The sequence below is a fragment of the Aeromonas sp. 604282 genome (assembly GCF_049170575.1).
GTDB lineage: Bacteria > Pseudomonadota > Gammaproteobacteria > Enterobacterales > Aeromonadaceae > Aeromonas > Aeromonas veronii_A.
Window position 1 is genome coordinate 131,341 of record NZ_JAAKMV010000004.1, and the last position, 26,468, is coordinate 157,808.

The 26,468-nt window shown below is 59.8% G+C and carries 27 protein-coding genes; 13 read left to right on the forward strand and 14 right to left on the reverse strand.

The features are described from left to right. Nucleotides 1-24: 24 nt before the first annotated feature. The gene (locus G5367_RS07195; RefSeq protein ID WP_081990717.1) at nucleotides 25-519 is read right to left on the reverse strand and encodes an ATP-dependent zinc protease; all 495 of its coding nucleotides are present in this window, start codon (nucleotides 517-519) and stop codon (nucleotides 25-27) included. 381 nt (nucleotides 520-900) lie between these two features. On the opposite strand from G5367_RS07195, the gene G5367_RS07200 reads away from it, so the two are divergent. The 5 genes from G5367_RS07200 to G5367_RS07220 all read left to right on the forward strand — a co-directional run bounded on the left by G5367_RS07200 (nucleotide 901) and on the right by G5367_RS07220 (nucleotide 5,849). Further along, nucleotides 901-1,944, forward strand: coding sequence for a GMP reductase (locus tag G5367_RS07200; protein WP_201961079.1), 1,044 nt, complete (start codon nucleotides 901-903; stop codon nucleotides 1,942-1,944). A gap of 96 nt (nucleotides 1,945-2,040) precedes the next feature. Beyond that, nucleotides 2,041-3,237 carry an elongation factor P maturation arginine rhamnosyltransferase EarP gene (gene earP, locus G5367_RS07205; protein ID WP_216961267.1) on the forward strand — a complete coding sequence of 399 codons (1,197 nt, stop codon included), beginning with the start codon at nucleotides 2,041-2,043 and terminating at the stop codon, nucleotides 3,235-3,237. Between the two features lie 45 nt (nucleotides 3,238-3,282). Further along, the gene (gene efp, locus G5367_RS07210) at nucleotides 3,283-3,849 is read left to right on the forward strand and encodes an elongation factor P (RefSeq protein ID WP_005362323.1); all 567 of its coding nucleotides are present in this window, start codon (nucleotides 3,283-3,285) and stop codon (nucleotides 3,847-3,849) included. A 134-nt stretch (nucleotides 3,850-3,983) separates the two neighbouring features. Next, the gene (locus G5367_RS07215; protein WP_164536241.1) at nucleotides 3,984-4,748 is read left to right on the forward strand and encodes a DUF3530 family protein; all 765 of its coding nucleotides are present in this window, start codon (nucleotides 3,984-3,986) and stop codon (nucleotides 4,746-4,748) included. 144 nt (nucleotides 4,749-4,892) lie between these two features. Continuing rightward, nucleotides 4,893-5,849 carry a D-2-hydroxyacid dehydrogenase gene (locus G5367_RS07220; RefSeq protein WP_421212304.1) on the forward strand — a complete coding sequence of 319 codons (957 nt, stop codon included), beginning with the start codon at nucleotides 4,893-4,895 and terminating at the stop codon, nucleotides 5,847-5,849. A gap of 84 nt (nucleotides 5,850-5,933) precedes the next feature. Here the strand turns inward: G5367_RS07220 and G5367_RS07225 are convergent, their stop codons facing one another. Together G5367_RS07225 and G5367_RS07230 are read right to left on the reverse strand one after the other, a co-directional pair. Further along, nucleotides 5,934-6,416 carry a YMGG-like glycine zipper-containing protein gene (locus tag G5367_RS07225; RefSeq protein WP_100645283.1) on the reverse strand — a complete coding sequence of 161 codons (483 nt, stop codon included), beginning with the start codon at nucleotides 6,414-6,416 and terminating at the stop codon, nucleotides 5,934-5,936. Between the two features lie 247 nt (nucleotides 6,417-6,663). Then, nucleotides 6,664-8,190, reverse strand: coding sequence for a sensor domain-containing diguanylate cyclase (locus G5367_RS07230; RefSeq protein ID WP_194495483.1), 1,527 nt, complete (start codon nucleotides 8,188-8,190; stop codon nucleotides 6,664-6,666). Nucleotides 8,191-8,463: 273 nt separating this feature from the next. On the opposite strand from G5367_RS07230, the gene G5367_RS07235 reads away from it, so the two are divergent. Continuing rightward, nucleotides 8,464-9,066 (forward strand): nitroreductase family protein, encoded by a 603-nt coding sequence (locus G5367_RS07235; protein WP_416244647.1) that lies wholly within the window; start codon nucleotides 8,464-8,466, stop codon nucleotides 9,064-9,066. 82 nt (nucleotides 9,067-9,148) lie between these two features. On the opposite strand, the gene G5367_RS07240 is transcribed toward G5367_RS07235, so the two are convergent. After that, a complete protein-coding gene (locus tag G5367_RS07240) occupies nucleotides 9,149-9,835 on the reverse strand; it encodes an HAD-IA family hydrolase (RefSeq protein ID WP_421244196.1) in 687 nt (228 codons plus the stop codon). Continuing rightward, on the reverse strand, nucleotides 9,832-10,077 hold the full coding sequence (locus G5367_RS07245; RefSeq protein ID WP_005348031.1) for a hypothetical protein: 246 nt from the start codon (nucleotides 10,075-10,077) through the stop codon (nucleotides 9,832-9,834). The genes G5367_RS07240 and G5367_RS07245 overlap by 4 nt, the downstream gene beginning before the upstream one ends. A 116-nt stretch (nucleotides 10,078-10,193) precedes the next feature. Between G5367_RS07245 and G5367_RS07250 the strand changes: the two genes are divergently transcribed. Next, nucleotides 10,194-11,102 carry a LysR family transcriptional regulator gene (locus G5367_RS07250; RefSeq protein WP_421244195.1) on the forward strand — a complete coding sequence of 303 codons (909 nt, stop codon included), beginning with the start codon at nucleotides 10,194-10,196 and terminating at the stop codon, nucleotides 11,100-11,102. An 87-nt stretch (nucleotides 11,103-11,189) separates the two neighbouring features. Here the strand turns inward: G5367_RS07250 and G5367_RS07255 are convergent, their stop codons facing one another. The 4 genes from G5367_RS07255 to G5367_RS07270 all read right to left on the reverse strand — a co-directional run bounded on the left by G5367_RS07255 (nucleotide 11,190) and on the right by G5367_RS07270 (nucleotide 14,940). Beyond that, complete coding sequence (locus tag G5367_RS07255; RefSeq protein WP_421244194.1) at nucleotides 11,190-12,128, reverse strand: diguanylate cyclase; 939 nt, start codon at nucleotides 12,126-12,128, stop codon at nucleotides 11,190-11,192. A 198-nt stretch (nucleotides 12,129-12,326) separates the two neighbouring features. After that, a complete protein-coding gene (locus tag G5367_RS07260; RefSeq protein ID WP_421244193.1) occupies nucleotides 12,327-13,028 on the reverse strand; it encodes an excalibur calcium-binding domain-containing protein in 702 nt (233 codons plus the stop codon). 132 nt (nucleotides 13,029-13,160) lie between these two features. Further along, the gene (locus tag G5367_RS07265; protein WP_005348040.1) at nucleotides 13,161-13,727 is read right to left on the reverse strand and encodes a cysteine hydrolase family protein; all 567 of its coding nucleotides are present in this window, start codon (nucleotides 13,725-13,727) and stop codon (nucleotides 13,161-13,163) included. Nucleotides 13,728-13,776: 49 nt separating this feature from the next. Then, the gene (locus G5367_RS07270; protein WP_421244192.1) at nucleotides 13,777-14,940 is read right to left on the reverse strand and encodes an FAD-dependent monooxygenase; all 1,164 of its coding nucleotides are present in this window, start codon (nucleotides 14,938-14,940) and stop codon (nucleotides 13,777-13,779) included. A gap of 264 nt (nucleotides 14,941-15,204) precedes the next feature. Here G5367_RS07270 and miaB point away from each other — a divergent pair, with 264 nt between their 5' ends. From miaB to lnt, 5 genes are all read left to right on the forward strand, one after another. Then, nucleotides 15,205-16,638, forward strand: coding sequence for a tRNA (N6-isopentenyl adenosine(37)-C2)-methylthiotransferase MiaB (miaB, locus tag G5367_RS07275; protein WP_005348044.1), 1,434 nt, complete (start codon nucleotides 15,205-15,207; stop codon nucleotides 16,636-16,638). 53 nt (nucleotides 16,639-16,691) lie between these two features. After that, a complete protein-coding gene (locus G5367_RS07280) occupies nucleotides 16,692-17,750 on the forward strand; it encodes a PhoH family protein (protein WP_216978184.1) in 1,059 nt (352 codons plus the stop codon). Continuing rightward, the gene (gene ybeY / locus G5367_RS07285; RefSeq protein ID WP_216978183.1) at nucleotides 17,747-18,211 is read left to right on the forward strand and encodes an rRNA maturation RNase YbeY; all 465 of its coding nucleotides are present in this window, start codon (nucleotides 17,747-17,749) and stop codon (nucleotides 18,209-18,211) included. The genes G5367_RS07280 and ybeY overlap by 4 nt, the downstream gene beginning before the upstream one ends. A 95-nt stretch (nucleotides 18,212-18,306) precedes the next feature. Continuing rightward, on the forward strand, nucleotides 18,307-19,191 hold the full coding sequence (gene corC / locus G5367_RS07290; RefSeq protein WP_421212316.1) for a CNNM family magnesium/cobalt transport protein CorC: 885 nt from the start codon (nucleotides 18,307-18,309) through the stop codon (nucleotides 19,189-19,191). A 141-nt stretch (nucleotides 19,192-19,332) separates the two neighbouring features. Then, nucleotides 19,333-20,877, forward strand: a complete 1,545-nt coding sequence (gene lnt, locus G5367_RS07295; protein ID WP_421212317.1) for an apolipoprotein N-acyltransferase — start codon at nucleotides 19,333-19,335, stop codon at nucleotides 20,875-20,877. A 65-nt stretch (nucleotides 20,878-20,942) separates the two neighbouring features. Here the strand turns inward: lnt and nqrE are convergent, their stop codons facing one another. The 4 genes from nqrE to G5367_RS07315 form a co-directional block, all read right to left on the reverse strand. Then, nucleotides 20,943-21,542 (reverse strand): NADH:ubiquinone reductase (Na(+)-transporting) subunit E, encoded by a 600-nt coding sequence (gene nqrE, locus G5367_RS07300; protein ID WP_421244191.1) that lies wholly within the window; start codon nucleotides 21,540-21,542, stop codon nucleotides 20,943-20,945. A 198-nt stretch (nucleotides 21,543-21,740) separates the two neighbouring features. Then, a complete protein-coding gene (locus G5367_RS07305) occupies nucleotides 21,741-22,166 on the reverse strand; it encodes a hypothetical protein (protein WP_236348389.1) in 426 nt (141 codons plus the stop codon). 243 nt (nucleotides 22,167-22,409) lie between these two features. Next, the gene (gene recJ / locus G5367_RS07310; RefSeq protein ID WP_421244190.1) at nucleotides 22,410-24,140 is read right to left on the reverse strand and encodes a single-stranded-DNA-specific exonuclease RecJ; all 1,731 of its coding nucleotides are present in this window, start codon (nucleotides 24,138-24,140) and stop codon (nucleotides 22,410-22,412) included. Next, nucleotides 24,106-24,753: a disulfide isomerase DsbC N-terminal domain-containing protein gene (locus G5367_RS07315; protein ID WP_421244189.1), complete on the reverse strand. Its 648-nt coding sequence runs from the start codon at nucleotides 24,751-24,753 to the stop codon at nucleotides 24,106-24,108. The genes recJ and G5367_RS07315 overlap by 35 nt, the downstream gene beginning before the upstream one ends. 319 nt (nucleotides 24,754-25,072) lie before the next feature. Between G5367_RS07315 and mscL the strand changes: the two genes are divergently transcribed. Beyond that, entirely contained in the window at nucleotides 25,073-25,483 is a 411-nt protein-coding gene (mscL, locus tag G5367_RS07320; protein ID WP_042054731.1) for a large-conductance mechanosensitive channel protein MscL, read from the forward strand. A 71-nt stretch (nucleotides 25,484-25,554) separates the two neighbouring features. Here mscL and xerD read toward each other — a convergent pair whose 3' ends face one another. Then, complete coding sequence (gene xerD / locus G5367_RS07325; protein ID WP_421244188.1) at nucleotides 25,555-26,454, reverse strand: site-specific tyrosine recombinase XerD; 900 nt, start codon at nucleotides 26,452-26,454, stop codon at nucleotides 25,555-25,557. Between the last annotated feature and the right edge of the window lie 14 nt (nucleotides 26,455-26,468).

Consider the following 26,468-nt stretch of genomic DNA (forward strand, 5'->3'; position numbering starts at 1 on the left):
GCCCGCGATGCGGGCTCTTTACTTTCAATGACAATCTGGCTGCACGGTAAAGGTTCGACTGGAGTCCACCGGGCCCAGCTCCGCCAGCAGACGTCGGCCCAGCAGCACCGGATAGATCATCTTGCTGCGATCCCGCAGGGTGAACCACTCCTCATACACCTTGTCCCCCAGACAGATGGACATGGTCACCGTTGGCCGCTGCTCCATGCCGCCCGCCCCACGCACCGTCACGCTGCGCTCGACCCGCCGTTCGAACTGTTGTTTGACCAGTTTGCCGCTGTCGGCATCGGTCACCACCAACATGAAGCGCACCCAGGGCTTGCCATCCCGTTTGAATCTGGTGATAGAGCGTGCATCGAGGGAAGAGGTGAGCGCCCCGGTGTCGAGTTTCATCTTCACCGCCACGCCGGTGGGCAAAATAAGTCCCTTCTCGATCCAGCCATAGCTGGTCGGGGTCTCTGCCAGCGCACTGCCACACAGTGCCAGCATCAGGGTGATCCCCACCATCATCTTGCCCATTTTACTGCCCTGCCTTGTCAATCCTGCGCCCAGATCTACCACAGTCCCATTGTGGGTCAATCCGATTTATTTCAGCTACTTGGATAATATCTGGCGGGTCAGGAGAGAGACGACAAAGAGTGGCCGAATGGCGGCCCAAGCGGGCGGGAATATCGTAGGAGAGCAAGGCACCGAACGGTGCTGGATGAAACTGGTGGTTAACCTCAGGTTGTGACGCCAAAGGCTACCACAACAATGAGCGAATTATCAGTCTTGTTCTGAAGGGATTTTTGCCTACACTGTTGTAAACCGGAGGGCCTGAAAACCACCGGTTTTTTTGCGCCTGCCGAAAATTTGCCACTGCAAAAGTGACTTTCAACAAGGCTCAATAAGGAATTTGTAATGCGTATCGAAGAAGACTTGAAGCTCGGTTTCAAGGATGTCCTGTTCCGCCCCAAGCGCTCTACTCTCAAGAGCCGTTCCCAAGTAAGCCTGACCCGTCAGTTCACCTTCAAACACACTCAGACCCAATGGCAAGGCGTACCCGTTATCGCCGCCAACATGGATACCGTCGGCAGCTTCGCCATGGCGCGCACGCTGGCCGGTTTCGAGATGATGACCGCGGTACACAAGCACTACAGCCTTGAGCAGTGGCAAGCTTTCGTCAACGAGACCGATCCGGCACTGCTGAGCCACGTGATGGTCTCCACCGGCACCTCGGCGGAAGATTTCGCCAAGACCCGCCAAATCCTCGCCATGTCCGAAGCGCTGCGCTTCATCTGTGTCGATGTGGCCAACGGCTACTCCGAACACTTCGTCGAATTCGTGCGCAAAATCCGTGAAGCCTGCCCCAACCACGTCATTCTAGCGGGCAACGTGGTGACCGGCGAGATGGTCGAAGAGCTGATCCTCTCTGGCGCCGACATCGTCAAGGTCGGCATCGGCCCGGGCTCCGTCTGCACCACTCGCGTCAAGACCGGTGTCGGTTACCCGCAGCTATCCGCCATCATCGAGTGTGCCGATGCGGCCCACGGCCTCGGCGGCCAGATCGTCGGTGACGGCGGCTGCACCTGCCCAGGCGACGTCGCCAAAGCGTTCGGCGGCGGCGCCGACTTCGTGATGCTGGGAGGCATGCTGGCAGCCCACGAGGAGTGCGGTGGCGAGATCGTCGATGTAGACGGCGAACCCTTCATGAAGTTCTACGGCATGAGCTCCTCCAGCGCCATGGACAAGCACGCCGGCGGCGTCGCGGAATACCGCGCCTCCGAGGGTAAAACCGTGCTGCTGCCCTACCGCGGCCCGGTCGAGAATGCCGTGCGCGACATTCTGGGTGGCGTGCGCTCCACCTGTACCTACGTGGGCGCCAGCCAGCTGAAAGAGCTCACCAAGCGCACCACCTTTATCCGGGTGCGTGAGCAAGAGAACAACGTCTACGGCAAGGAGTAACCTGCCACAGACCGCCGTCACACGCTGACGGTTAGAAGCCAGTCAACCGGTGTGCTACCCTGCGCACCGGTTTTTTTGCATCTGGGATCCCAAGCCATGACCACTCCCCTGCCCCCGTTTGACTGGGACATCTTCTGTTGCGTCGTCGACAACTTCGGTGACATCGGCGTCACCTGGCGACTTGCCCGCCAGTTAAAGCGGGAGGGGAATATTGCGGCACATGGCAATGAGGTTCAGGTGCGGCTTTGGGTGGACGATCTGGAAAGTTTCGCCCGCATCTGCCCCAAGCTCGACCCAGCGCAGGATGGCCAGTGGGTCGATGGCATCTATATCCAGCACTGGCATGAGACCCTGCCGACCGACATGACCCCGGCCAGAGTGGTGATCGAGGCTTTTGCCTGCGAGCTGCCCAACCTCTTCATAGAGCTGATGGCGAGCCAACCCAGCCCCCCATGCTGGATCAATCTGGAGTACCTCTCGGCGGAGAGCTGGGTAGAGGATTGCCACGGCCTCGCCTCGCCCCAGCGGGTTGGCAATAAAAGCCTCAACAAATACTTCTTCTTCCCAGGCTTTACCGCTAAAACCGGCGGCCTTTTGTGCGAGCACGACCTCATCGCCGAACAGGAGCGGTGGCAGCAAGATGATGCGGGACTTACCGCCTACTGGGCCAGCCTCGGTTTGCCGCCCAGACAAGAGAACGAGCTGCGGGTCAGCCTCTTTACCTACGAGAGCGATGCACTGCAAAGCCTGGTCGAGAGCTGGTGCCAGAGCACCACGCCCGTCACCCTGCTGCTGCCGCTGGGGCGCTCGCTGCAAGATGTGCTGCGCGGCGCGAGCCTTGAAGATACCATCACCACCGCCAGGGCGGGGGATCTGCTCCACTCGGGCAACCTCACCATCAAGCTGCTGCCGATGACCGATCAGGCCGGTTACGATCGACTGCTGTGGAGCTGCGATCTCAATCTGGTGCGCGGGGAGGACTCCTTCGTGCGGGCCCAGTGGGCAGCACGTCCTTTCCTCTGGCACATCTACCAACAGGAGGAGGAGGCCCATCTGGTCAAGCTGGAGCAGTTCCTTGACCACTACTTATCCGATCTACCCGCCGAGTGCGGCCAATGGCTACGCCGCTTTAATCTGGCTCTCAACCGTGGTGAAGATTGCCGCGAACTTTGGACCCAATGGCCACGATATAGCGCCATTTGGCAGCAACATGGGCGAAGCTGGTCACAGAAGTTGCTCCGGGATGGGGATCTCGTCACACGGTTGGTGAAATTTTTAGAAAGCCGTATATAATCTGGCAGTTTTTATCCGTCCGTTTCACGAACAGGAATTTTTTACATGAAAACCGCACAGGAAATCCGCGCTGGTAACGTAGTCATGATCGGCACCGAGCCGATGGTGGTTCAAAAGGCTGAATTCAACAAATCCGGCCGTAACTCCGCCGTGGTCAAAATGAAGCTGAAGGGCCTGCTGAACGGCAGCGCTACCGAGACCGTCTTCAAGGCCGACGACAAGCTGGACGTTGTTCAGCTGGAACGTAAAGAGTGCACCTACTCCTACTTCTCCGACCCCCTGTATGTCTTTATGGACACCGAGTACAACCAGTACGACGTAGAGAAAGACAACCTGGGTGACGTGCTGAACTACCTGGTAGACGGCATGGAAGACATCTGCGAAGTGACTTTCTACAACGAGAAAGCCATCTCCGTAGAACTGCCGACCACCATCGTGCGTGAAGTTGAGTACACCGAGCCGGCTGCCCGTGGCGACACCTCCGGTAAAGTGACCAAGCCTGCCCGTCTGAAAGGCACTACCTACGAGCTGGCTGTTGCCGCTTTCGTAGAGATCGGTGACAAGATCGAAATCGATACCCGCACCGGCGAATTCAAGCGTCGCGTCAACTAATTGACCGCTTTGAATTGATTACAAAAAAGCGAGCCACCGGCTCGCTTTTTTATTGCCTCCGAGTTGCCATCACACCGCCCGCCTTCAGAAAATCCCGCCGCCGCCGCTAACCCAGATAACCGGGGGAGCACACTATGGCCAGATTATCCTTATCACTGCTGTTATTGACCTTGCTGGCTGGCCATGGGGCAGAGGCGAGCGAGGTCGCCCCCCCCGTTGCCGAACCTATGCCCCTCGACCACTGGCAAGCCAGCGACTGGAAAGGGTTGCCCGATGCTACCCAGATCGACAAGCAGACGGTGCTGTTCGCCAAACACGACAGTGAAAACTATCTGGGGCTCGCCATTTTACTGCCCGACTGGCAGCGCAGCGGCCAACTCTGGCAACTGACTCGCGCCCTCAGCCGACTGGGCTTTGATACCCTGCTGCTGCTGCCCTCCCCCCAGCAGACCGAACTGGACCCAGCCGCCGAGAAAAAAGCGAAAAACAGCGATGAGTTTCGCAAGCAGTTTGCCGAGCGGATCAGCAAGCTGGCCGATGCCAAGCTGCAGGAGGGGGGCTTCAAGCTGATCCTGGCGCAAGGTACCGGCGCCGCCTGGACTGCCAACCTCATCGCCAGCGAACAGTTGCCCGCCCCCGACGCGCTGGTGCTGCTCGATGGCTTCTTCCCCAATCAGCAGAGCAACCAGACCCTGGCCAAACAGGTGGCTCAGGCGGCCATCCCCACCCTGGACCTCTATCAGGAGGATGGCGGCCGCTGGCCACTGCTGGCCGCCGAGGCCCGCAAAAGCGAGAGCCGGCGCAGCAACAAGCTCAACTATCGCCCCTACGCCCTGATGGAGCTGGAGGAGACCCCCACCCGCATTCAGGGCTGGCTCAACCATCTGGGCTGGCTCTAAACCGGCCGCTAGCGTGGCGCAATAAAGCGCGCAAGCTCACATCTGCCGGATAAAGCCCAGCCATGACACAGCGGCGAGCTGGCAATGACTGTATCCTGTTTGGCATCATGATCCCTCGACACCGGAAAAATGGCAGGAAGGACCATGCAGCAAATCGTATTTCTCGACAGCGATACCCTGGATGCGGGCATCACCCTGCGTCATCCCGACTTCCCCCACCACTGGCAGAGTTATCCCAGCACGGCCCCGGAACAGGTAGTCGAGCGGCTGAAAGATGCCAGTATTGCCATCATCAACAAAGTACGGATCGGCGCCGCCGAGCTGGCCCAGCTACCGGAGCTCAAACTCATAGCGCTCGCCGCCACCGGCAGCGACAACGTGGATCTGGAGGCGTGCCGCGCCGCCAACGTCGGGGTGTGCAATATCCGCAACTACTCGGGCCCCTCGGTGCCGGAACACGCCATGGCGCTGATGCTGGCCCTGTCGCGCAACCTCTTCTGCTGGCGCCAGTCGTTGCTGGAGGGGCGCTGGCAACAGAGCGGTCAGTTCTGCTTCTTCGACCACAACATCATGGATCTGCACGGCAAGCAGCTTGGCATCATCGGCAAGGGAACCCTCGGTCAGGCGCTCGGCGAGCGGGCCAAGGGAATGGGGATGACGGTGCGTTATGCACAGAGCCAGATCGGTGGCAGCCACGACGAAGATCGCCTGCCGCTCGACGAGCTGCTGCAAAGCTCGGATGTGATCAGCCTGCACTGCCCGCTCACCCCTTACACCCGCAACCTGATTGGCGAGCGGGAGCTGGGCTTGATGAAACCGGGCGCCCTGCTGATCAACGTCGGCCGTGGCGGTCTGGTGGATGAGGAGGCGCTGCTGCGGGCGCTGGCCAACGGCCGCCTCGGCGGTGCCGGTTTCGATGTGGCAAGCGTCGAACCGCCGCCCCCCGACCATCCCCTGATGAAGGCGCTGCAATACCCTCACTTCATTCTGACCCCCCATGTGGCCTGGGCCAGCGAAGAGTCGATGCAGCGACTGGCCGACCAGCTGATCGACAACATCAACGCCTTTGCCGCCGGTCGCCGCCAGCACCGGCTGGTGTGACTGCACGATCGAGTCACCACACAATGCACAACGGGGCCAACAGGCCCCGTTTTGCATCTTCCGCACTCACTCACTGCACACGCATCAATCGTCGTCATGCCATCTGTGCTTCTTATGCTTTTTGTACTTCTTGTGGTGCTTGTGATGGTGATGATCATCGTCATCATCGTAATAACGATCCTGGCTCTTGTGGCCATCGCCGGTCTTGGCACCGATGGCTGAACCGCTCGCCCCGCCGACCCCGGCGCCGATCAGCTGACCGGTATCGCCACCGACACTCTTGCCGATGGCAGCACCGCCCAGCGCCCCCACCGCGCCGCCAAGGGCCGCTTCATTCTTGTTGCCCTTGTTGGCCGTCGCCGCACCACCAGCTGCGCCGCCAATGGCCGCACCAACCAGCGCACCGGTATCGCCCCCCAACTCCTTGCCGATCATGGTGCCCGCCACCCCGCCTGCGCCGCCACCGAGAATGGTATTGAGGGTCTCGGAGGCGTGCACGGTCGTACTGCCAGCGAGCAAGGCGCCCAACAGGGCCAGTGCGCGAAGCGCGCGCGAATTCATCTCCATGGGTACTCCTGTCAAACCTGATTAATATTCAGCGGCACTATACAAAGCGCCACGGGGTTCGCCAGCCAGCAGAAATGAGGGATGCGACAGTCAATGGCCGCACGGCTACTGCCAAAAATGGAAGAGTAAAATCAAGCGATTGAATTTAAAGATTAAAATCACCAAAAAGCCAAACTATTACGGCTGGGTGACCCACAATCTGGTTGTCGTGTCCCGGCACAGGCCCGCCGCGCTGGGACAAAAGCTGTCAGTCAGCAGCCTCATCCGCCAAATGCCAGCAGTTCCGGCCAGCCTCCTTGCTGCGGTAGAGGGCAGCATCAGCCCGCTCGAAGATAGGGCCAGCGGCAGGAGAATGGCAGGCGCCGCCGGCACTCAGGGTGATCGGCCCATGGTGTTCACGCCACTGTTGCTGACGCACCAGTTCAAGCAGACAACCGAGTTTCTCCGCCAACTCATCCTGTGGCTGTTGCAGCAGAGCGGCAAATTCATCCCCACCTATCCGGTAAACCGTACTCACCCCCAGCACATCAGCAAGACAGTTGGCCACCCGACACAGCACCTGATCGCCGAAGGCATGGCCCTGGCTGTCGTTGACCCCCTTGAAGTGATCGACATCAAACAGCAGCAGCCAGAAGCACGCCCCCCTCTGCTCCAGTGCCGCCTTGTGCTGCTCGAAGGCTCGTCGGTTCATGATACCGGTCAGGGGATCCCGCAACAGCGCATCCTGCCCCTTGAGAAAACTGACCCTGACCTGATCGATCTCGTTCAGGCTGCGCCGCACGAACCAGGTCTTGGGCTCACTGACAGGCGCTGAACGCTCCAGATCGCGCACGATGCCGGTCAATGAGCCCGACACCAGCTCCTGCTCCTGGCGGAAGATCCGCACCAGCAGACTCAGGCTGCAACACCAGATGGCAAACAGAGAGAGCAGTGGAAAAACCACCATCTGCAACGCATCGTAGAGGCTGTCACGAAACAGTACTGGCGGCAGATAGATGTTGAGATCCCAACCAATATCCGCCAGCTCACGCTTGATATAAGTCCCATGCCACAGCACATCCAGGCCGAGCCACTGCTGACTCTGATGCTGCTTGATGGTGTTGGTCGCCAGCAGATCCATATTGCTGCCCACTACCAGCTGCTCAGTGTCACGCAAGGTCAGATAGAGTGCCGCCTGATTACTACCGACCGTGCGCTGCAGCGCCTGCTGCAGCGAGTCGAATGACATGTCAACCATCAGCAGACCCAGCAACTGCCCCTGCTCGTCCCTCACCCGTTTGATCAGGCTGAGAATCAGCTCCTGAGTATTGTATTCAGGGTAGGGGCCAAACCAGACGGGCTCGTCGCCCGGCATGGCGGTCACCTGATACCAGGGGCGCAGCGCTGCCTTATAACCTGGGGGCGCGAGCCACTCCGGGTAACTGTCGATGCGATCCGCTTTCAGGTTGTAAAAGTAGATATAGTGGTTGCCGGGCTTGATCTGATGGGCAATAGCCCAGATGGGAGAGTCGGCCGGCTCGCCGCGGGCTATCTTCTCCTTGTCTAGGGAGCCCTCCAGCACTGCCAGTTGCCGCTCATTGACCTTCACCATCTCGTGGATCAAGGACGCCTCAACGGAGGAAGCCATGTGACCGAAGCCGGATACCGTCATGTCGATATCCCGCAGATAGCTGGCAATGGCCATGATGATCGTCACGATCAGGATCAACAAGCCAAGCAGTGCGGAGAGGGGGGCCAGCACATAGTAACGCTTGTTGAGATACGAGCGGCTCACATGACATCCGAACAGGGGAAAACAGAGCGGGATTGTGCGAGAGAAAGGAGAGTGAATCATTGATTAATATCACTTCAACGCCCCTTTAATGACATTTCCAATACTAACAAAACATCAAGGTTCGCAAACGAATATCAACTGACAGGAAAAACGCTAGTTACCCCGGGTTAACCCCGCTCTGCATTGCGGGTGTTATAGTCTATACCTGACGCGGCCGGCGCTGGACACACCGTCCATCACCGGCTGCAACGCCAAGCAGAACAAGGAGATGTTATGAGCAGTCCGTTTATCGAACAGATCAAAGCACGTCGTACCATCTATGCCCTGGGCGACCAGGTGTCCCATACACCGGAGCAGCTGACAGCCCTGATCCAGGATGCCATCAGGCACAGCCCCTCCTCCTTCAACTCCCAGAGCTCCCGTGCCGTCATCCTGTTTGGCGCCCAGCATCACAAGCTGTGGGATATCGTCAAAGCCGAGCTGAAAAAGATTGTGCCGCCGGAAGCCTACGCCCAGAGTGAAGCCAAGGTAGATGGCAGCTTCCGCGCAGGCTTTGGTACCGTGCTGTTCTTCGAAGACACCGACGTCATCAAGGATCTGCAGCAAAAATTCACCCTCTACGCCGACAACTTCCCCATCTGGTCGGAACATGCCACCGGCATCGCCCAGTTTGCGGTCTGGACGACGCTGGCGCAGGAAAAAGTCGGCGCCTCCCTGCAGCACTACAACCCCCTCATCGACGAGGCGGTACGCAAGGAGTGGAACCTGCCCGCCAGCTGGCTGCTGCGTGCCCAGATGCCCTTTGGCAGTATCAAGCAACCGGCCGGCGACAAGACCTTTATCGACGACGCTACCCGTTTCCGCGTTTTCAAATAACGGTCAGATGGCAAAACGCCCCCGCAGATCGGGGGCGTTTTTATTGCGGCAGGCTGTGGCTGCAATGTGCTCTCTCCATCGCTCAAGCAGGCAACGTCACCAGCAGAGATGTCTCTCCGATCTCCACCTTCACCTCGCGCCAGTCGCGGATCACCGCCACCACCGCCGGATTGAGTGGCGCATCGCCCCCCACCTGTACCACGGCGCAGCCTGCGTTCAGGGCGCTCTCGATACCGGCCGAGGCATCCTCGAACACCAGACAACGAGCGGGTGAGACACCAAGCCGTTCAGCCCCCAGCAGATAGGGCTCGGGATCGGGTTTGCCATGGACCACAGCTTCGGCCCCCACCAGCAGGTTGGGCAGCGGCAAACCGGCACAATGCAGGCGGTGACGGGCAACCCGCTCACTGGCGGAGGTCACGATGGCCCAGCGCAGTGGTGGCAAGCGGCGCAGCAACTCGCCACATCCGGCGATGGCATCGCCGCCAGTGTGCAGCATCTCCAGCTCGTCGAGGCGCGCCGCCTCCCGCTCCACATCCAGTTGCGGGGCCAGCGCCCGGATCACCTCCCGCGAGCGCATGCCGTGGCACATCGCCAGCACCGGCTCGGGATCGAGCTGATGCTCACGACACCAGATCCGCCATACCAGCTCCACATCGTCGGTCGAGCAGACCAGAGTGCCATCCATATCGAGCAGCAGGGCGGCGACCGCCACGGTTTTTGTGGCGCCTGTACAAACGGCCGGTTCGCGACTCATGCCGGTAATCATGCCGATACTCCCGCAAGCTCAGGCTCAGCTCCCTGCAACGCATCGGCAAAAGCCTGCTGCTGGGCGGCACGTTCATAACAGGCGAGCGCCTGTTCGGCGCTGCCAGCCCACACCTGCAGCGGGCCGACCACAAACCCCTGTTGCAGCAGGCTGGCGAGCAGCTCCCCCGTTTCTGGCGCGGCCAGCGGTTGGGCCAGCACCAGGGTGCCTTTCATCAAAAAGAGATAGCGTTGGGTAGACATGATATGACTCCTTGTTCCAGACCGGAGGGGACTCGACTCCCCCTTTCAGCGCCATTAGAACAGGGCATTTAGATAATTTATAATGAGTAAATGACCACTTTCGATAATCAAACGGAATGAAATTCGACCTCAAACAACTGCAGGCGTTCGTGATGCTGGCCGAGACCGCCAACTACCGGGAAGCGGCCAATCGCCTCTTCATTACCCAGCCCGCCCTCACCAAGCAGATCCAGGGATTGGAGCAGACCCTCGGCAGCACCCTGTTCAATCGCGGTCGCCACGGCGCAGAACTGACCGCCGTCGGCGCCCAACTGTTGACCCAGGCAAGTGCGCTGGTCGAACACGGGCGGGAGTTCGAGAGCCATGCGCTGGCGGTGGCGAGCGGGGTAGCCGGTCGGCTCAAGATTGGTTTTGGTCTGTCGAGCTTTGCACTGGCCCCCTCGCTGGTCGCCCGCTTTAAACAGCAGGTGCCCGATGTGATGGTGCATCTGCAGGATATGCCCTCCGCCATCCAGCAGGAGCAACTGCTCTCCGGTCAACTCCAGCTTGGCTTTATGCGCCGCCCGCATCTGCCGCAGTTGCGCGAACACAGGTTGCTGATTGATCGGCTGGTGCTGGCGGTGCCAACCCGGATGACCCAGCCAGATCCGGCTGCGTTTGATCTCCAGCAGGCATTGACCAGCCAGCCGCTGCTGCAGATGGTGGGCCACCGCTGCCCCGGCCTCAGCCAGCAGATCGCCAGCTTTCTCGGCGCCAACCGGCTGACCGGGATGATCCAGGAGGCCGAAGATATCCAGACGCTGGTAGCGCTGGTCGCCGCCGGGATCGGCAACGCCATCCTGCCGCGCAGCGTCAGCTTTATCGCCGGCCCTGACGTTACCCTCTATCCTCTCTCTGGCCCCAATTCCGAGTGGGAGGTCAGTCTGGTATGGAATCCCCTCTTTGCCGACCCCATCCGCGACAGCTTCGTCAAGCTGGTGATCGCCGCGCACCCCACGCCGATCTCGGCCACGCCCGAGCGCTGATGGCTGCGACTATGGGTTGTTCAATACCCAACCAAAACAGTGCGCCCCCGGAAGGGGGCGCATGCAAAACCAGAGCGGCAATTCGGATCAACAGTTGACACAGTGGCTGCGGTTTTTGCCCGCCCCCTTGGCGCTATAGAGCGCCGCATCGGCGGCGGCCAGCAGATCCCCTTCACTGGCGAGCGGCAGATCGCTGTTGCGTGTGGCAATGCCAATGCTGGCGCTAAGGCGGATCTCCTCCTTCACCACTATGCCGAGCTCATTGATGGCCTCGCGGATCATCTCCCCCAGTGTCAGCGCAGCCTCTCTGTTGGTATTACCCAGGATCAGAGCAAACTCGTCACCACCAAAGCGACAGGGCAAATCCGCCGGGCGCTGGCAGAAGGCTTGCAGCAGACGGGAAATCAGCAGCAGGGAGCAGTCCCCTTGCTGATGGCCAAGGTAGTCATTGCACGCCTTGAAGTTATCGAGATCGAGCATGATGAGGGAGAGCGGGGTATGTTCGCGCACGCTGCGGCGCCACTCGTTGTGCAGGAAGCTGTTGAACAACCGCCGGTTGGCCAGTCCGGTCAGGGGATCATGCTGGGAGAGGTTGGCGACTTCCAGTTCAAGCCGTTTGCGCTCAGTGATATTGATATGAGCAATGGCATAAAATTCGTCATCGACGCCGATAACTGGCGCCACCCTCATCATAAACCAGCGCTGGGTATCAGGGCTGTGGCAAGGGTACTCCAGATAGAACTTCTCCTGAACACGACGCAGCACCCGGCGGATCCCCTCCACTGCGCTGCGCGCCAGCGGCTCGTCAGAGCTGTCACACACCCCGATGTAGTTAACCCCGAGCCAGTCATACCCTTGGGGCATGCCGTTTTGCTCGGCAAACAGATCCCAAGCGAGATTGGTGTAATGAATCACGCCATCCCGGTCTATCACCGATATCTGGTCTTCCAGCGAATCCAGCAGCGCAGCCAGATAATGAGCTCGCTCGGCGAAGTGACTTCGCGGCCTCTGTATATCATCCACCATGATGGCCATCCTGTGGCAAAAGTGGCGTATCGCCATCTATTAACTATTAAGTCAGCAGATAGAGTAAAGCACCCAATTTCCACTTGGCCAACTGAGACCAAATTTCATCATGCACACCATCCGGCAAGGTTTCAGGCCAATAACCCCGAACCAGATAGCAAAAGCACGTTATGAATGTATTTGACTGATAAGTAACATTTAATGCCCACACCACTGATCTTCACAGGGGATGCCATCGCCCTCTCCGTCCATTTTGGTGTTCGGGCAATGTTGCAAAAACCAGGTCGCCTCCTCGCAGGATGTCATCTGGGAACAATGCTGCCGGCCATCACACTGACGAATAAATGTGGTTGCCTGTGGCCTGCTGACCGTGGTGCTGGCCTCCTCCTGATTGAAAGAGGAGACCGGCAAGGGCGCAATCGACTCGGCCGAGAAGCGTGAGTAGATAGAAAAAAGGCCAGCGAGCACCAGCAGGGGAATAAGTTTGCCGCGCCAACTGCTCTTGCGGCGCCGATAGGGGTTACGTCGCTCTCTGGTCACGGTGGGTCGTGGCGGCTGACTTGCCGCCCGCCATGATGGAGTTGCCGATGGTGTTGCTGACCTTGCTGCTGATGATGCAGAAAATGACGCGGCCACTGGCCCGGCATCCGCCAACGTGAGCGGACGATCGGGGAAAAAAACCTGCAGCGCCCGCAGCTTGCCATCCTGGCCACTACCGATCAGATAGGTGACGCGCTCCCCCGGCTCGGGGGCAGGGCCATCTGATTGCAGCGCCGTGATATGCACAAAGAGCCCACCACGCACGCCATGAGATGCCTGCTCATCGCCATTTTGTTCCGGCGTAATAAATCCAAAGCCGCGCGCCTCGTTCCAGCTCGCGATCCGTCCCTGATAACGCATCTGTTCATCCCTGTTGTTATCCATGTGAGCACTCTCTTGCCCAATCATCATGTTGCCCAAAAGCACTGCGGCCCGACAGGGAGCAGCAAATTAAATCTCAAAACGGTGATCGGGCGCAGCCTGCGGTGGGCTTCAGGCCAGTTGGGCAACCTTGATGATCTCGGCGATGCGACCCAGCATCCGCAGCGAGGAGTGGTGTTCGGTGGCATCGGCGGCGGCGCAGGCATCCTCCAGAATGGTGATGGCGTAGTCCCTGTCATGGCCATCCCGTGCCGCCGCCTGAATGGCCCAGCTGGTGCTCACCCCGCATAGATAGAGGTGATTGATGTGGTTGGCCCGCAGCGCAGGCTCCAGCGCCGTGCCATAGAAGGGGCTCACTCTGGGCTTGACCAGTACCAGATCGCCGGGCTGCACATCCAGCTCCGGGTGAAAATCGGTGCCACTGTCAGCCAGGGAGAGCGCCCCCAGCTGGTTAGCTCGACCAAACATGGGAGACCCCTTGGGTTGCAGCTGATAGCCGCCGTCGAAGCCCACCTTGATCAGCACCACCAGCCAACCGTGGGCACGGGCATGGGCCAGCGCCTGATTGGCGTGGCCAATGGCATCCTGCTCCAGCACATGGGCCGCCGAGGCGGCGATGCGCCCGTCGGGATGGGCAATATCGTTGATAAAATCGATCACCAGCAGTGCCTTGTTCATCACCTTTGCTCCTTCGCAAATTCAGCCCGTGATATCTGGTTCCAACCGGTCAAACCAGCCCCAGCGCATAGCGTAGCGCCATCTCCTTGAGCGGGCCTGCCTTGTCCGCCAGATTGAGGGCCAGATTGCGGGCCAGCTTGAGAGGGCCAATCTCGTTGCTGAACACCCCATAGAAGAGATCCATCCCCGACTGCATCAACAGGTTGTCGGGACGACGGCGCCGCTCGTAACGCTCGGCCAGCGCCAGCTGATGCCAGTCAGCGCCAGCCCCTTGCAGCAGCTCGACCCAGCAGGCTACATCCTTGAAGCCGAGGTTGACCCCCTGCCCCGCCAGCGGGTTGATGGTGTGGGCGGCATCGCCGAGCAGCACCACCCGACCGGCGTGATAGTCGTTGGCGTGACGGCGCACCAGCGGGAAGCTCCCCTTGCCGGTGACGGTAAACCCGCCGAGCCGGCTCGGGAAGTGGCGGCACACCTCGGCGGCAAGCCCTTCGTTGCTCATGGCAACCAGCGCCCGGATACGGGCCGGGCTGTCATACCACACCAGAGAGCCGTGCTGGCCGGGCAGCGGCAGGAAGGCACGCGGACCACTCGGGGTGAACTGCTGCCAGGTGATATCTTCCTGCGCGAAGTCGGTGTCGATATTGATCAGCATGCAGTGCTGGCGATACTCGAAGCGCGATACGCCAATACCCGCCAGCTTGCGGGTATGGGATTCGGCACCGTCGCAAGCCAGCACCCAGCGGGCGGCCAGCTCGGTGCCATCATCCAGAGTCAACACAGCTTCATCCGCACCCTGGCGCAGGCTGGTCACCGCCGCCGGAGTGTGGGTCTGGATGGTGGGAAAATCCTCCATCCGCTTGAGCAGGGCGAGCTGTACCAGCCGGTTTTCGATGATGTAGCCAAGCTGGGGCAGGCCAAGGTCGGCGGAATTGAAGCGGGTGGCAAAACCGTCCAGCTCCCAGGTCTCCAGCCGGCGATAGGGGCAGAGCCGCATCTGCTGCAGATGGTGCCAGGCGCCAGCCTGCTCCAGCAGCGCCACCGAAGCCTGACTGATGGCGGAAACCCGCAGATCCAGCGGCTGCTCTGGCGCGTATTGCTCTGGCAGTTGCGTCTCGATGACCCGCACAGAGAGGCCTTGGGCCGCCAGCAGGCTGGCGGTAGCTGCGCCCACCATACCGGCGCCGACGATGGCGATATCACACTGTTCCATAGATTGATTCCTGAAAGGGTGCGTCCGGCGACAGCGCCCGGACGTGAACCGGATGGCTGCATGATAGCGCAAGGGAGCGGGATAAACAGTGAAGGGATTTGAGAATTGCTGCGTCAAATCAAGGAGAAAGCCGATTTTCCCCGCATGCAATCACCCCTCTGGGAAAAGGGGGCAAATTGGATATTCGCTAGGCAGTCTCACGATTGCGGAGTAAAATGCGCGGTCCTTTGACCATGCCGCATTCAAAACAAGTCAAGAGAAGCAATGAGCAAAAAACTTCACATTAAAACCTGGGGTTGCCAGATGAACGAGTACGACTCGTCCAAAATGGCCGACCTGTTGGATGCCAGCAATGGCTACACGCTTACCGAAGAGCCCGAAGAGGCAGACGTTTTGCTGCTCAATACCTGCTCCATCCGCGAAAAAGCGCAGGAGAAGGTGTTTCACCAGCTGGGTCGCTGGAAAAAGCTCAAGGCAAACAAACCCGGTCTGGTGATCGGCGTGGGCGGCTGCGTCGCCTCCCAGGAGGGGGACAACATCCGCACTCGTGCCCCCTATGTGGACATCGTGTTCGGCCCGCAAACCCTGCATCGCCTGCCCACCATGATCAAGCAGGTACAGGAAGGGCGCGGCGCCCAGGTTGACGTCGCCTTCCCCGAAATCGAGAAGTTTGACAGCCTGCCCGAGCCGCGCGCCGAAGGGGCGACCGCCTTCGTTTCCATCATGGAAGGCTGTTCCAAATACTGCTCCTTCTGCGTGGTGCCCTACACCCGCGGCGAGGAGGTAAGCCGACCGCTGGACGACGTGCTCTATGAGATCGCCCAGCTCGCCCAACAGGGCGTACGCGAAGTAAACCTGCTCGGCCAGAACGTCAACGCCTACCGGGGCTCGACCTTCGACGGTGGCATCTGCACCTTCGCCGAGCTTCTGCGGCTGGTGGCCGCCATCGACGGCATCGATCGCATTCGCTACACCACCAGTCACCCCATCGAGTTCACCGACGACATCATCGAGGTCTACAAGGACACCCCGGAAGTGGTCAGCTTCCTTCACCTGCCGGTGCAGAGCGGCTCCGACCGCATTCTTACCATGATGAAGCGCCCGCACACCGTGCTGGAGTACAAGTCCAAGATCCGTCGCCTGCGCGCCGCCCGTCCCGACATCACCATCAGTTCGGACTTCATCGTCGGCTTCCCGAACGAGACGGATGAGGATTTCGAGGCAACCATGAAACTCATCGAAGAGATCAACTTCGACATGAGCTTCAGCTTCATCTATAGCCCACGCCCCGGAACCCCTGCCGCCGACCTGCCCGATGACGTCGACATGGAGGTGAAGAAAGCCCGTCTGAGCCGCCTGCAGCACGTCATCAACAACCAGGCGATGCAGATTGGCCGCGCTATGCTGGGCACTACCCAGCGTATTCTGGTGGAAGGGCCCTCCAAGCTCGACCCGATGCAGTTGTGCGGCCGCACCGAGAACAACCGGGTGGTCAACTTCGAAGGTCCGCACACCCTGATCGGCGGCTTTGCCGACGTGGAGATCACCGAAGTACGTCCCAACTCCCTGCGCGGCAAATTCATCCGCGGCGAGAACGAGATGAACCTGCGCATCGCCACCGCCCCGAGCGAGATCCTGGCCCGTCGCCCAGACAATGTGCCGGACGAGCTGGGTGTAGCTGCCTTCACTCCCCATTAATTTTCCCTCCCTATCCGCTTGGCGGATGGGGAGCGCCCCGATACGAGGATATTGTGAGCCGACACATCTCGACCCTGAATCTGCATCTGGATCCTGCCGACAACCAGCGTCTCGCCAGTCTGTGCGGTCCGTTCGATGACAACATCAAGCAGCTGGAGCGCCGCCTCGGCGTCGAGATCAGCTACCGTGACAACCACTTCCAGCTGGTGGGCAAACCAGCCCAACTGGATGCCGCTGCCGTTATCCTCAAGCACCTCTATGTGGAAACCCAGCCCCTCAAAGGCGGCAAGGTGACCGACATCACCCCCGACATGGTCCATCTGGCCATTCAGGAGTCTCGGGTGCTGGAACAGGATGAGGAACCGGCGCCGAGCATCCCCTATGGCAAAGAGGTGACAGTCAAGACCAAGCGCGGTCTCATCAAGCCACGCAGCCCCAATCAGGCCCAGTACATCGCCAACATCGTGCGCCACGATATCTGTTTCGGCATAGGCCCTGCAGGAACAGGCAAGACCTATCTGGCGGTGGCGGCGGCAGTGGATGCACTGGAGCGTCAGGAAATTCGCCGCATTCTGCTGACCCGTCCAGCGGTGGAAGCGGGCGAGAAGCTTGGTTTCCTGCCCGGCGATCTCTCCCAAAAGGTCGACCCTTACCTGCGCCCGCTATACGACGCCCTGTTTGAAATGCTGGGCTTTGAGCGGGTCGAGAAACTGATGGAGCGCAACATCATCGAAGTGGCACCGCTCGCCTATATGCGCGGAAGAACCCTCAATGACGCCTTTATCATTCTCGATGAGGCCCAGAACACCACCACCGAGCAGATGAAGATGTTCCTCACCCGCATCGGCTTCAACTCCAAGGCGGTGGTCACCGGTGACATCACCCAGGTAGACCTGCCGCGCAATGCCAAATCCGGCCTGCGCCATGCGCTGGAAGTACTGCCAGGGGTCGATGGTCTGTCGTTCAACTTCTTCGAGTCCAAAGACGTGGTTCGCCACCCGGTGGTGGCCCGTATCGTGCAGGCTTACGAGGCATTCGATGCCAAACAGGCAGCGGAAAAAGCAGCCCCCATTTTTGGGAAAGAGAGCATCGGCAAAGAGAGCGAGCAATGAGCGTAACCCTGGATCTGCAACTGGCCAGTGCCAGCACCGAAGGCCTGCCAAGCGAGGCCCAGCTGCAAGGCTGGCTCGACGGCACCATTCTCGGCTTCCAGCAAGAGGCTGAAGTGACGGTGCGCATCGTCGACGAGGCGGAGAGCAACGAGCTCAACCTCACCTATCGCGGCAAGGACAAGCCCACCAACGTGCTCTCCTTCCCGTTCGAGGCGCCACCCGGTCTGGAGCTGCCGCTGCTGGGCGATCTGGTGATCTGCCGTCAGGTGGTGGAGCGTGAGGCCCAAGAGCAGGGCAAGCCCGTCATGGCCCACTGGGCCCACATGGTTGTGCACGGCAGTCTGCATCTGCTAGGTTATGACCATATCGAGGATGAGGAAGCCGAAGAGATGGAAGCGCTTGAGCGCGACATCATGCAGGAGCTCGGTTTTGCCGATCCCTATCTGAACGACGAAGAGTAAAACGCCGGATGGTCATCGACTTGAAACAGCAGATGGCCATCCTTATATAACCCGAACAATTTCAAGTGTGTTTAAGCGAGTAACCAAGAGAGAAAATGACCGACGATCACCCTAGTACCGGCTCGCCGAAGAAAACCTGGCTCGACAAACTCAGCCAACTCTTCCAGGGCGAGCCAAAAGACCGCAACGATTTGGTAGACGTGATAGCCGATGCCGAGGAGCGCGACCTCATCGATCAGGACACCAAGGACATGATCGAGGGGGTGCTGGAGATCGCCGATCTTCGCGTGCGAGACATCATGATCCCCCGCTCCCAGATGGTGACCATCGAGAAGTCCCAACCGGTGGATGCGATTCTGCCGGTGATCATCGAGTCCGGTCACTCCCGCTTCCCGGTGATCAACGAAGACAAGGATCATGTGGAGGGCATTCTGCTCGCCAAGGATCTGCTTCCCTTCGGGTTTGGCGGCCATCACGCCAGCGAGCCGCTGCAGCTCGAGAAAATCTTGCGCCCCACGGTGATCGTGCCCGAGAGCAAACGGGTTGACCGTCTGCTCAAGGAGTTCCGTGAAGAGCGCTACCACATGGCCATCGTGGTCGACGAATTTGGTGGCGTCTCCGGTCTGGTGACCATTGAAGACATTCTCGAGCTTATCGTCGGCGAGATAGATGACGAATTCGATGACATCGAGGATGAGCCGGACGAGATCCGCCGCATCAGCAAACGGGTCTTCTCGGTCAGTGCCCTTACCGAGATCGAGGATTTCAACGACTTCTTCGGCACCCAGTTCAGCGATGAAGAGGTGGATACTGTGGGTGGTCTGGTGATGCACGCCTTCAGTCATCTGCCCAAAAAGGGCGAGGAGATTGAGCTGGATGGCTACCTGTTCAAGGTGATGCATGCCGACCGGCGTCGTCTGCAGCAGTTGCAGGTGAAGATCCCGGAGAACCATGTCGTGGCACAATCTGAACCCCAGTAAACTGCCAGCGATCTTTTGACAACGCCCCGCCTGCGGGGCGTTGTGCTATCCGGATGGCGCGAGGCTCGCCGTTAACCGCCGTACGGGGTAAGATACCGGCCATTCGACCCCAGTTGCACACCAAGACGAGCACCATCGCCCGTGAGATTATCCCCTGTTACTTCCAAAATTCTGTTAAGCCTCAGTGCATTGGCCTCTGGCGCCATCGCCGTGCTGGCCTTCTCCCCCTTCGGCTACTGGCCGCTGGTGCTCCCCTCCCTGCTTGGCCTCTATGCCCTGCTGGACAAAGCCACGCCAAAGCAGGCCGCCTGGCGCGGTTTTGGCTATGCCATGGGGCTCTTTTTACCAGGCCTGTGGTGGATCCACGTCAGCATGACCGAATTTGGCGGCATCCCGCTGCCGGTCGCTTTTATACTGCTGGCCGGTCTATCCGCCTATCTGGCGCTCTACCCGACGCTCGCCTGCTGGGTTTTCGCCCGCTTCTTTGGCAGCCGTCACTGGAGCCGCTGGCTGCTCGCCTTTCCGGCACTCTGGCTGCTGGCGGACTGGCTGCGTGGCTGGGTGATGACAGGCTTCCCCTGGCTCTGGTTTGGCTACAGCCAGATCGACGGCCCGCTCAGGGGCTTTGCTCCCATTTTCGGGGTGCAGGGCATCACCCTCGCCCTGTTGCTCTCTGCCTCCGCCATCTGGCTGGTGTGGAAATCCCGCTCCCCGCTCTGGCTGGCAGTGCCCGCTCTGCTGGTAGCCGGTGCCCACGGTCTGATGCAGCTCAGTTGGGTCACCCGTGGCGAGCCGGTCAAGGTAGCACTGGTGCAAGGCAATATCGCCCAGTCCCTCAAGTGGGATCCGGAGGCGCTGGTGCCGACGGTGCGCAAATATCAGGATCTCAGCCGCGAGAATCAGGATGCCGATATCATCGTCTGGCCGGAGTCGGCCATCCCGGCCATCGAGAAGGAGATGGGCCCCTATCTGGAGAGCCTCGACAAAGCGATGAAGGTGAACAACACCGGTCTGCTGGCGGGGATCATTCACTATGATTTCGAGCAACGACGCTTCTTCAATACCGTGCTCGGCATGGGGGTACAGGATGCGGATGGCAAGGAGTCCTACTTCTACGGGCACCCCAACCGTTACAACAAGTACCACCTGCTGCCCATCGGCGAGTTCGTGCCGTTTGAAGATCTGCTGCGTCCCATCGCCCCCTTCTTCAATCTGCCGATGTCCTCTTTCAGCCGGGGCGATGAAGTGCAGCCAAATCTGATCGCCAAGGGGCTCAAGTTCGCCGCCGCCATCTGCTACGAGATCATCTTCCCGGAGGAGGTGCGCCGCAACGTCAATGCCGATACTGACTTCCTGCTGACCGTCTCCAACGATGCCTGGTTCGGCACCAGCATCGGCCCCTGGCAACATATGGAGATCGCCCGGATGCGCGCGCTGGAGCTGGCTCGTCCGCTGCTGCGCGACACCAACACCGGCATCACTATTGTTACCGAGATTGACGGCAGCATCATCGGCCAGATCCCGCAGTTTGAAGCGGGTGTGCTGCGCAGCGAGGTGCGTCCCGCCCACGGCGAGACTCCCTACATGCGCTTTGGCACCTGGCCCCTCTACGGCCTGACCGTGCTGCTGCTGGGTCTGGCGCTGGCGCTGCGCCCCAAGGCACACCCCTGGGCCCGCGAGCTGTAACGACCACCCGCAATCTCCGATAAACAGCGAGGCGCCCACAGGCGCCTCGTTTTTTCATCTCCTCATCAGATCGATATGCCGGAGAAGGACATAAAGCCAAGGGACATCAGCCCCGCCACGATAAAAGTGATACCAATGCCCCGCAGCCCCTCGGGCACATCGGCGTACTTCAGCTTCTGGCGCAGCCCGGCCATGGCGACAATGGCCAGCAGCCAGCCAAGTCCGGAGCCTGCGCTGTAGACTAGCGACTCGATGAAACCATAATCCCGCTGCGCCATAAACATCACCCCTCCGAAGATGGCACAGTGCACCGTCAACAGCGGCAGATAGATGCCGAGCGCCTGATAGAGCGCCGGAACGTACTTGTCGAGCACCATTTCCATCACCTGCACCAGCGCCGCCAGCACCCCGATGTAAATGATGTAATCGAGAAAGCCCAGATCGAATTCACCGAAAAAGGTACTGCCTGCCCGCAAGATATGGCGGTAAATCAAGTTATTGAGGGGAATGGCGATAACCATCACCACCAGGATCGTCATGCCAAGGCCAAAGGCGGTGTTGATGTTCTTCGAGACGGCCAGAAAGGTACACATCCCCAGAAAGAAGGCCAGGGCGAGGTTTTCGACAAAGATTGAGTGAATAAACAGGTTGAGGTAGTAGTCCATAGGTGTGCTCACCAGGTGTTTGCGCAAAGAGAAAGTCTGCCTCTGGCCAATGGCCAGCAGCATGGACGAAGCAACAGGAAGCGCGGACGCAACACCGGACGATATAGCGCAGGCAACAGGTGCAAGCCTGCCCGTCAGTCAATCAGGAGCGTTACAAACCGAGTGAAAAGGTGGATGGGCGCCCGCCAGCAGGGTGAGCTAGTCGCCGTGACAGAAACGATATTGCAGGTGGCGACAGCGCAGTAGCCGTCGGTGCAGATAACCGAAGTAGCCGGGGAGCTGCCTGACATAGAGAAGAGGGAGAACCAGTAGCAGACCGCAGAGCAGGCCGAGGATATCGTGCTGGAACCAGGCCAGCACCATCTGATAGCGCTCGGGATGAGTGGCCCCTTCGAGCCGCCGCCCCAGCTCGAAGCCGAGTCGCCATTGGGAGGTTGGGGGGAGGCCGACACTGTTGACCAATCCCGGATCGGATTGCTCATGCAACTGCATCGAGACCTTCTGCCTGACCGACGCCTGATGAGGTGTTGCAGTGACCCCTACCGCAGCGAAAGCGGCAAACCACAGCAGGCTGGCGATAGCGAGGGCAATCGTCCAGGTCGACAGTCGACCAGAAGGCAGCAAAGAGTCAGTCCCGTTCAAACAACAAAATGATGCAGGGATGAATGTATCACAACACCTCTTTTTCTTGAATTTTTAACCGCATTGAATGACGTAAAGCGATACAAAAAAACCATCTCACTCAGAAAGCCAGCAATTAAATACCAACATAACAAAGCGGTAGAGTCCCCCTGGCCCACAGTAAAACGGCCACCCGAGGGTGGCCGTTGTCAGCGATGTCAGCGACAAAGCAGCAATGCTCCCGGCTCAGAGGCCGACCGCCTCCAGATGCTCCACCAGCAGCTGCACGCTGCGGTTGCCGCGCCACTCGTTGACATCGAGCCGGTAGACCAGCCGCACCCGCTTGACCGAGGCATCGGGCCAGCGCTTGAGATCGACGCCAAAGGCGATGGCATCCACCGCATGGCCAGAATCGGTAGTCAGCATCATCTTGAGGTGCTTCTCCCCCACCAGCCGCTGCTGCACCAGCACGAATTCGCCGTCAAACAGTGGCTCGGGGAAGGCCTGCCCCCAGGGACCGGAGGCACGAATCAACTCCGCCAGCTCGAGGTTTAGCTCGTCCGGCAGCAGCTCGCCGTCGGTGAGCAGCACCCCGGTCAAGAGCTCGGGGGTAACCAGCTCGCCGATGACCGCCTCAAAGGCGCGGCTAAAAGCCTCGATATTGGCCTTGGGCAGGGTCAGCCCCGCCGCCATGGCGTGGCCGCCAAACTTGCCCATCAGGCCCGGATGGCGGGTATCGAGCAGTTCCAGCGCATCGCGCAGGTGCACCCCGGGAATGGAGCGGCCGGAGCCCTTCAGTTCGGTCTCGCTGCTCTCGGCAAAGGCGATGACCGGGCGGTAGTACTTCTCCTTCACCTTGGAGGCCACCAGCCCCACCACCCCCTGATGCCACTCGTCCCGGTGCAGCACTATGCCAGAGGGCACCTCGCCATCGCGAAACCGGATCTGCTCCAGGGTGGCAAGCGCCTCCTGCTGCATCCCCTGCTCGATCTCCTTGCGCTCCTGATTGAGGCTATCCATCTCGGCCGCAAGCTGGCGCGCCAGATTGAGATCATCGCAGAGCAGACAGGCGACCCCGAGGGACATGTCATCGAGGCGTCCCACCGCGTTGAGGCGCGGCCCCAGCGCAAAACCGAGGTCGGCGGCGGTGAGGCGGCGACCATCGCGGCCCGACACATCCACCAGCGCCTGAATGCCGGGGCGACAGCGCCCAGCCCGGATCCGCTGCAAGCCCTGATGGACCAGAATGCGGTTGTTGCCATCGAGCGCCACCACATCGGCGACCGTGCCGAGGGCCACCAGATCGAGGTAATCCGCCACATTGGGGGCGCGTAACCCTTGCCGTTCGTACCAGCCGAGCTGACGCAGATGGGTATTGAGGGCCGCCATCAGGTAGAAGGCCACCCCCACCCCGGCCAGCGACTTGGAGGGAAAATCGCAACCGCGCTGGTTAGGGTTGACGATGGCATCGGCATCAGGCAGCTCCTGACCCGGCAAATGGTGATCGGTAACCAGTACCTGCATACCAACCGCCTTGGCAGCCGCCACCCCGGCGATGCTGGAGATGCCGTTATCCACCGTGATCAGGAACTCGGCGCCGCGGGCCACCGCCAGCTCGACAATCTCGGGGGTGAGGCCGTAGCCAAACTCGAAGCGGTTGGGCACCAGAAAATCGATGTGGCGACCGCCCATGGCGCGCAGGGCCAGCACACACAGGGCCGAACTGGTGGCACCATCGCAGTCGAAGTCGCCGACAATCAGGATCCGTTTCTGGGCGGTCAGGGCATCCGCCAGCAGCGGCACCGCCTGCTCCATGCCATAGAGGCGCTGGGGCGGCAACAGCTGGCTGGCGCTGCGCTCAAGCAAGGCGGGATCCTCTACGCCACGGCTGGCGAAGATTTGGCGAAGCAGGGGATGCAGGGTGGCAGGCAGATGGGAATCATCAACTCGCGGACGACGACGGATTTGCAGGGACATCAATATGATCCAGTATCTTGAGCAGTTGTTCGGGGCTCTGGTAGCCACGTACCAGATCTCCATCAGAGGAGACCCAGGCAGGCAGTACCTTGACCCCCAACCACTGGCTCAGGCCAATATTCTCGATAAGGGTCTCACTACATTCCTTTTGAGGCAAATAGGCTTTGAAGGGATCATTCTGCAGCAGGGGATCCTTGCACCAGTGGGAAGCCTGTCCGGCATGTTCAATCACAGGGTAGAGCTCGACGCTCACACCGGATGTTTGCAGATGTTGCAACGTGCCAGACAGTTGACGACGAGCGGCATCCTGTTCACCGAAAAAGAGCGCAACCCGATGGCGCTCATTCCTGGCCTTGAGCACGACAGGTGGATGGGTCACCTGGGACAAGCCCAACCGACGCTGCTCGCGCATACCCGAGACGGTAAGGTTCTTCATGTTATGAGTCATATCCAGCATGACCCCCTGCACAACATAGTTCCCCTTGGCATCGCTGTAGAGCACTCCTTGCGAAGTGCCCAACATATAGAGCCCGGGAATGGGGGTCTGTTCCACCAGATAAACAGAGACCCCAAGACGGGCGGTAATGGTCTGTTTCAAGACTTTGGGATCCATCCCTGCTCTGGCAGAAAATGTGCATATAAGCATCACAACCAGTAGTAAATACTTCATTTTATTGCTCATGCGGCATGAATGAATGGATTCAAGACGGTACAGCAGCCAAGTTCATTACTCAACTCGCTATTTACAACAAAATCAATATCAGTGAAGAGGAGGAGAAAAAATGTCTCCCCCGATTGCCAAGGGGGCATAACCCCAGCAAGCTAGTCAGGACGACAGGAATAACGCGGCTTAGCCTCTGTTTTTCCTGACAAGAGTTCGCCCTTTGGCAAGGGTTATCAACGCGCTATCTTGTTTAATTTCGGAGGAAATAATGAGTCTGATTCAAGAGTTCAAAGCCTTTGCCGCCCGCGGCAACGTCATCGACATGGCCGTCGGTATCATCATCGGTGCCGCCTTCGGCAAAATTGTCTCCTCCTTCGTCGGTGACGTGATCATGCCGCCTATCGGCCTGATCCTGGGCGGCGTGGACTTCAGCGACCTGGCGGTCACCCTGAAGGCTGCAGAAGGGACAACACCCGCCGTGGTCATCGCCTATGGCAAGTTCATCCAGACCATCATCGACTTTCTGATCATCTCTTTTGCCATCTTCATGGGACTGAAGGCCATCAACACCCTCAAGAAGAAACAAGAAGAGGAAGCCGCCGCCCCGGCAGGCCCGACCAAGGATCAGGAGCTGCTGACCGAGATCCGTGATCTGCTGAAATCCCAGCAAGGGAAATAAGCGCCATCTCCTGTCGTGTAGAGATAAAAAAACCGCCTGCTGGCGGTTTTTTGTTTTTGGGAGGACAGCACTCAGGCTCTGGGGTGGTGCTCACCGTGCAGCGCCTTGAGCCGCTCGTTGGCCACATGGGTGTAGATCTGGGTAGTGGAGAGATCCGCGTGGCCCAGCAGCATCTGCACCACCCGCAGGTCGGCGCCGTGGTTGAGCAGATGGGTGGCAAAAGCGTGGCGCAAGGTATGGGGGGAGAGCTCGCCCTGAATGCTGGCACGCTGGGCATAGAGCTTGATGCGATGCCAGAAGGTCTGGCGGGTCATCATGCGCGCCTGCTTGGAGGGAAAGACCACGTCCGAGCTGGTGCCCCCCAGCAGCAGGGTACGGGCCTCGCGGTAGTAACGCTCCAGCCAGTGCATCGCCTCCTCGCCCATTGGCACCAACCGCTCCTTGTTGCCCTTGCCCACCACCCGCACCAAGCCCTGACGCAGGCTGACATGCTCGGCGGTGAGCCCCACCAGCTCGGAAACCCGCAGCCCGGTGGCGTAGAGCAGCTCCAGCATCGCCTTGTCCCGCAACTCCAGCGGGTCATCCACCAGCGGCGCACTCAGCAACGCATCCACCTCCGTTTCGCTTAAATCGGAGGGAAGTTTTTTCGGCAGCTTGGGCCCCTCCAGCAGCACGGTCGGATCATCGCTGCGCAGCTTCTCGCGGTTGAGATACTGATAAAAGCGACGCAGGGCCGACAGAAAGCGGGCGGTGCTGCTGGCCGCAAACTGGTGATCAACCCGCCAGGCGAGGTAGTGCTGGATCTCGTCCATCCCCGCCAGCAGCAGCGAGCTCCCCTGCTCGTCGAGCCAGAGGGAGAACTTCTCCAGATCGCTGCGATAGGAGCTGACCGTGTTGTCAGACAATCCCCGCTCCAGCCAGAGGGCGTCCAGAAAGGGTTCAATCAGGGGGTGGGGGTCGGGTTTGCTCATGGTGCGCTGCAATC

Coding starts and splice junctions, on each gene's coding strand:
- G5367_RS07245 (WP_005348031.1), bottom strand. CDS start 10,077: ATGTCTACCCAACGCTATCTCTTTTTGATGAAAGGCACCCTGGTGCTG.
- G5367_RS07270 (WP_421244192.1), bottom strand. CDS start 14,940: ATGGAACAGTGTGATATCGCCATCGTCGGCGCCGGTATGGTGGGCGCA.
- G5367_RS07255 (WP_421244194.1), bottom strand. CDS start 12,128: ATGGTGGATGATATACAGAGGCCGCGAAGTCACTTCGCCGAGCGAGCT.
- corC (WP_421212316.1), top strand. CDS start 18,307: ATGACCGACGATCACCCTAGTACCGGCTCGCCGAAGAAAACCTGGCTC.
- earP (WP_216961267.1), top strand. CDS start 2,041: ATGACCACTCCCCTGCCCCCGTTTGACTGGGACATCTTCTGTTGCGTC.
- efp (WP_005362323.1), top strand. CDS start 3,283: ATGAAAACCGCACAGGAAATCCGCGCTGGTAACGTAGTCATGATCGGC.
- G5367_RS07240 (WP_421244196.1), bottom strand. CDS start 9,835: ATGATTACCGGCATGAGTCGCGAACCGGCCGTTTGTACAGGCGCCACA.
- G5367_RS07225 (WP_100645283.1), bottom strand. CDS start 6,416: ATGGAGATGAATTCGCGCGCGCTTCGCGCACTGGCCCTGTTGGGCGCC.
- mscL (WP_042054731.1), top strand. CDS start 25,073: ATGAGTCTGATTCAAGAGTTCAAAGCCTTTGCCGCCCGCGGCAACGTC.
- ybeY (WP_216978183.1), top strand. CDS start 17,747: ATGAGCGTAACCCTGGATCTGCAACTGGCCAGTGCCAGCACCGAAGGC.
- G5367_RS07220 (WP_421212304.1), top strand. CDS start 4,893: ATGCAGCAAATCGTATTTCTCGACAGCGATACCCTGGATGCGGGCATC.
- nqrE (WP_421244191.1), bottom strand. CDS start 21,542: ATGGACTACTACCTCAACCTGTTTATTCACTCAATCTTTGTCGAAAAC.
- G5367_RS07235 (WP_416244647.1), top strand. CDS start 8,464: ATGAGCAGTCCGTTTATCGAACAGATCAAAGCACGTCGTACCATCTAT.
- recJ (WP_421244190.1), bottom strand. CDS start 24,140: ATGTCCCTGCAAATCCGTCGTCGTCCGCGAGTTGATGATTCCCATCTG.
- miaB (WP_005348044.1), top strand. CDS start 15,205: ATGAGCAAAAAACTTCACATTAAAACCTGGGGTTGCCAGATGAACGAG.
- G5367_RS07200 (WP_201961079.1), top strand. CDS start 901: ATGCGTATCGAAGAAGACTTGAAGCTCGGTTTCAAGGATGTCCTGTTC.
- xerD (WP_421244188.1), bottom strand. CDS start 26,454: ATGAGCAAACCCGACCCCCACCCCCTGATTGAACCCTTTCTGGACGCC.
- G5367_RS07215 (WP_164536241.1), top strand. CDS start 3,984: ATGGCCAGATTATCCTTATCACTGCTGTTATTGACCTTGCTGGCTGGC.
- G5367_RS07265 (WP_005348040.1), bottom strand. CDS start 13,727: ATGAACAAGGCACTGCTGGTGATCGATTTTATCAACGATATTGCCCAT.
- G5367_RS07250 (WP_421244195.1), top strand. CDS start 10,194: ATGAAATTCGACCTCAAACAACTGCAGGCGTTCGTGATGCTGGCCGAG.
- G5367_RS07260 (WP_421244193.1), bottom strand. CDS start 13,028: ATGCGTTATCAGGGACGGATCGCGAGCTGGAACGAGGCGCGCGGCTTT.
- G5367_RS07315 (WP_421244189.1), bottom strand. CDS start 24,753: ATGGATCCCAAAGTCTTGAAACAGACCATTACCGCCCGTCTTGGGGTC.
- G5367_RS07195 (WP_081990717.1), bottom strand. CDS start 519: ATGGGCAAGATGATGGTGGGGATCACCCTGATGCTGGCACTGTGTGGC.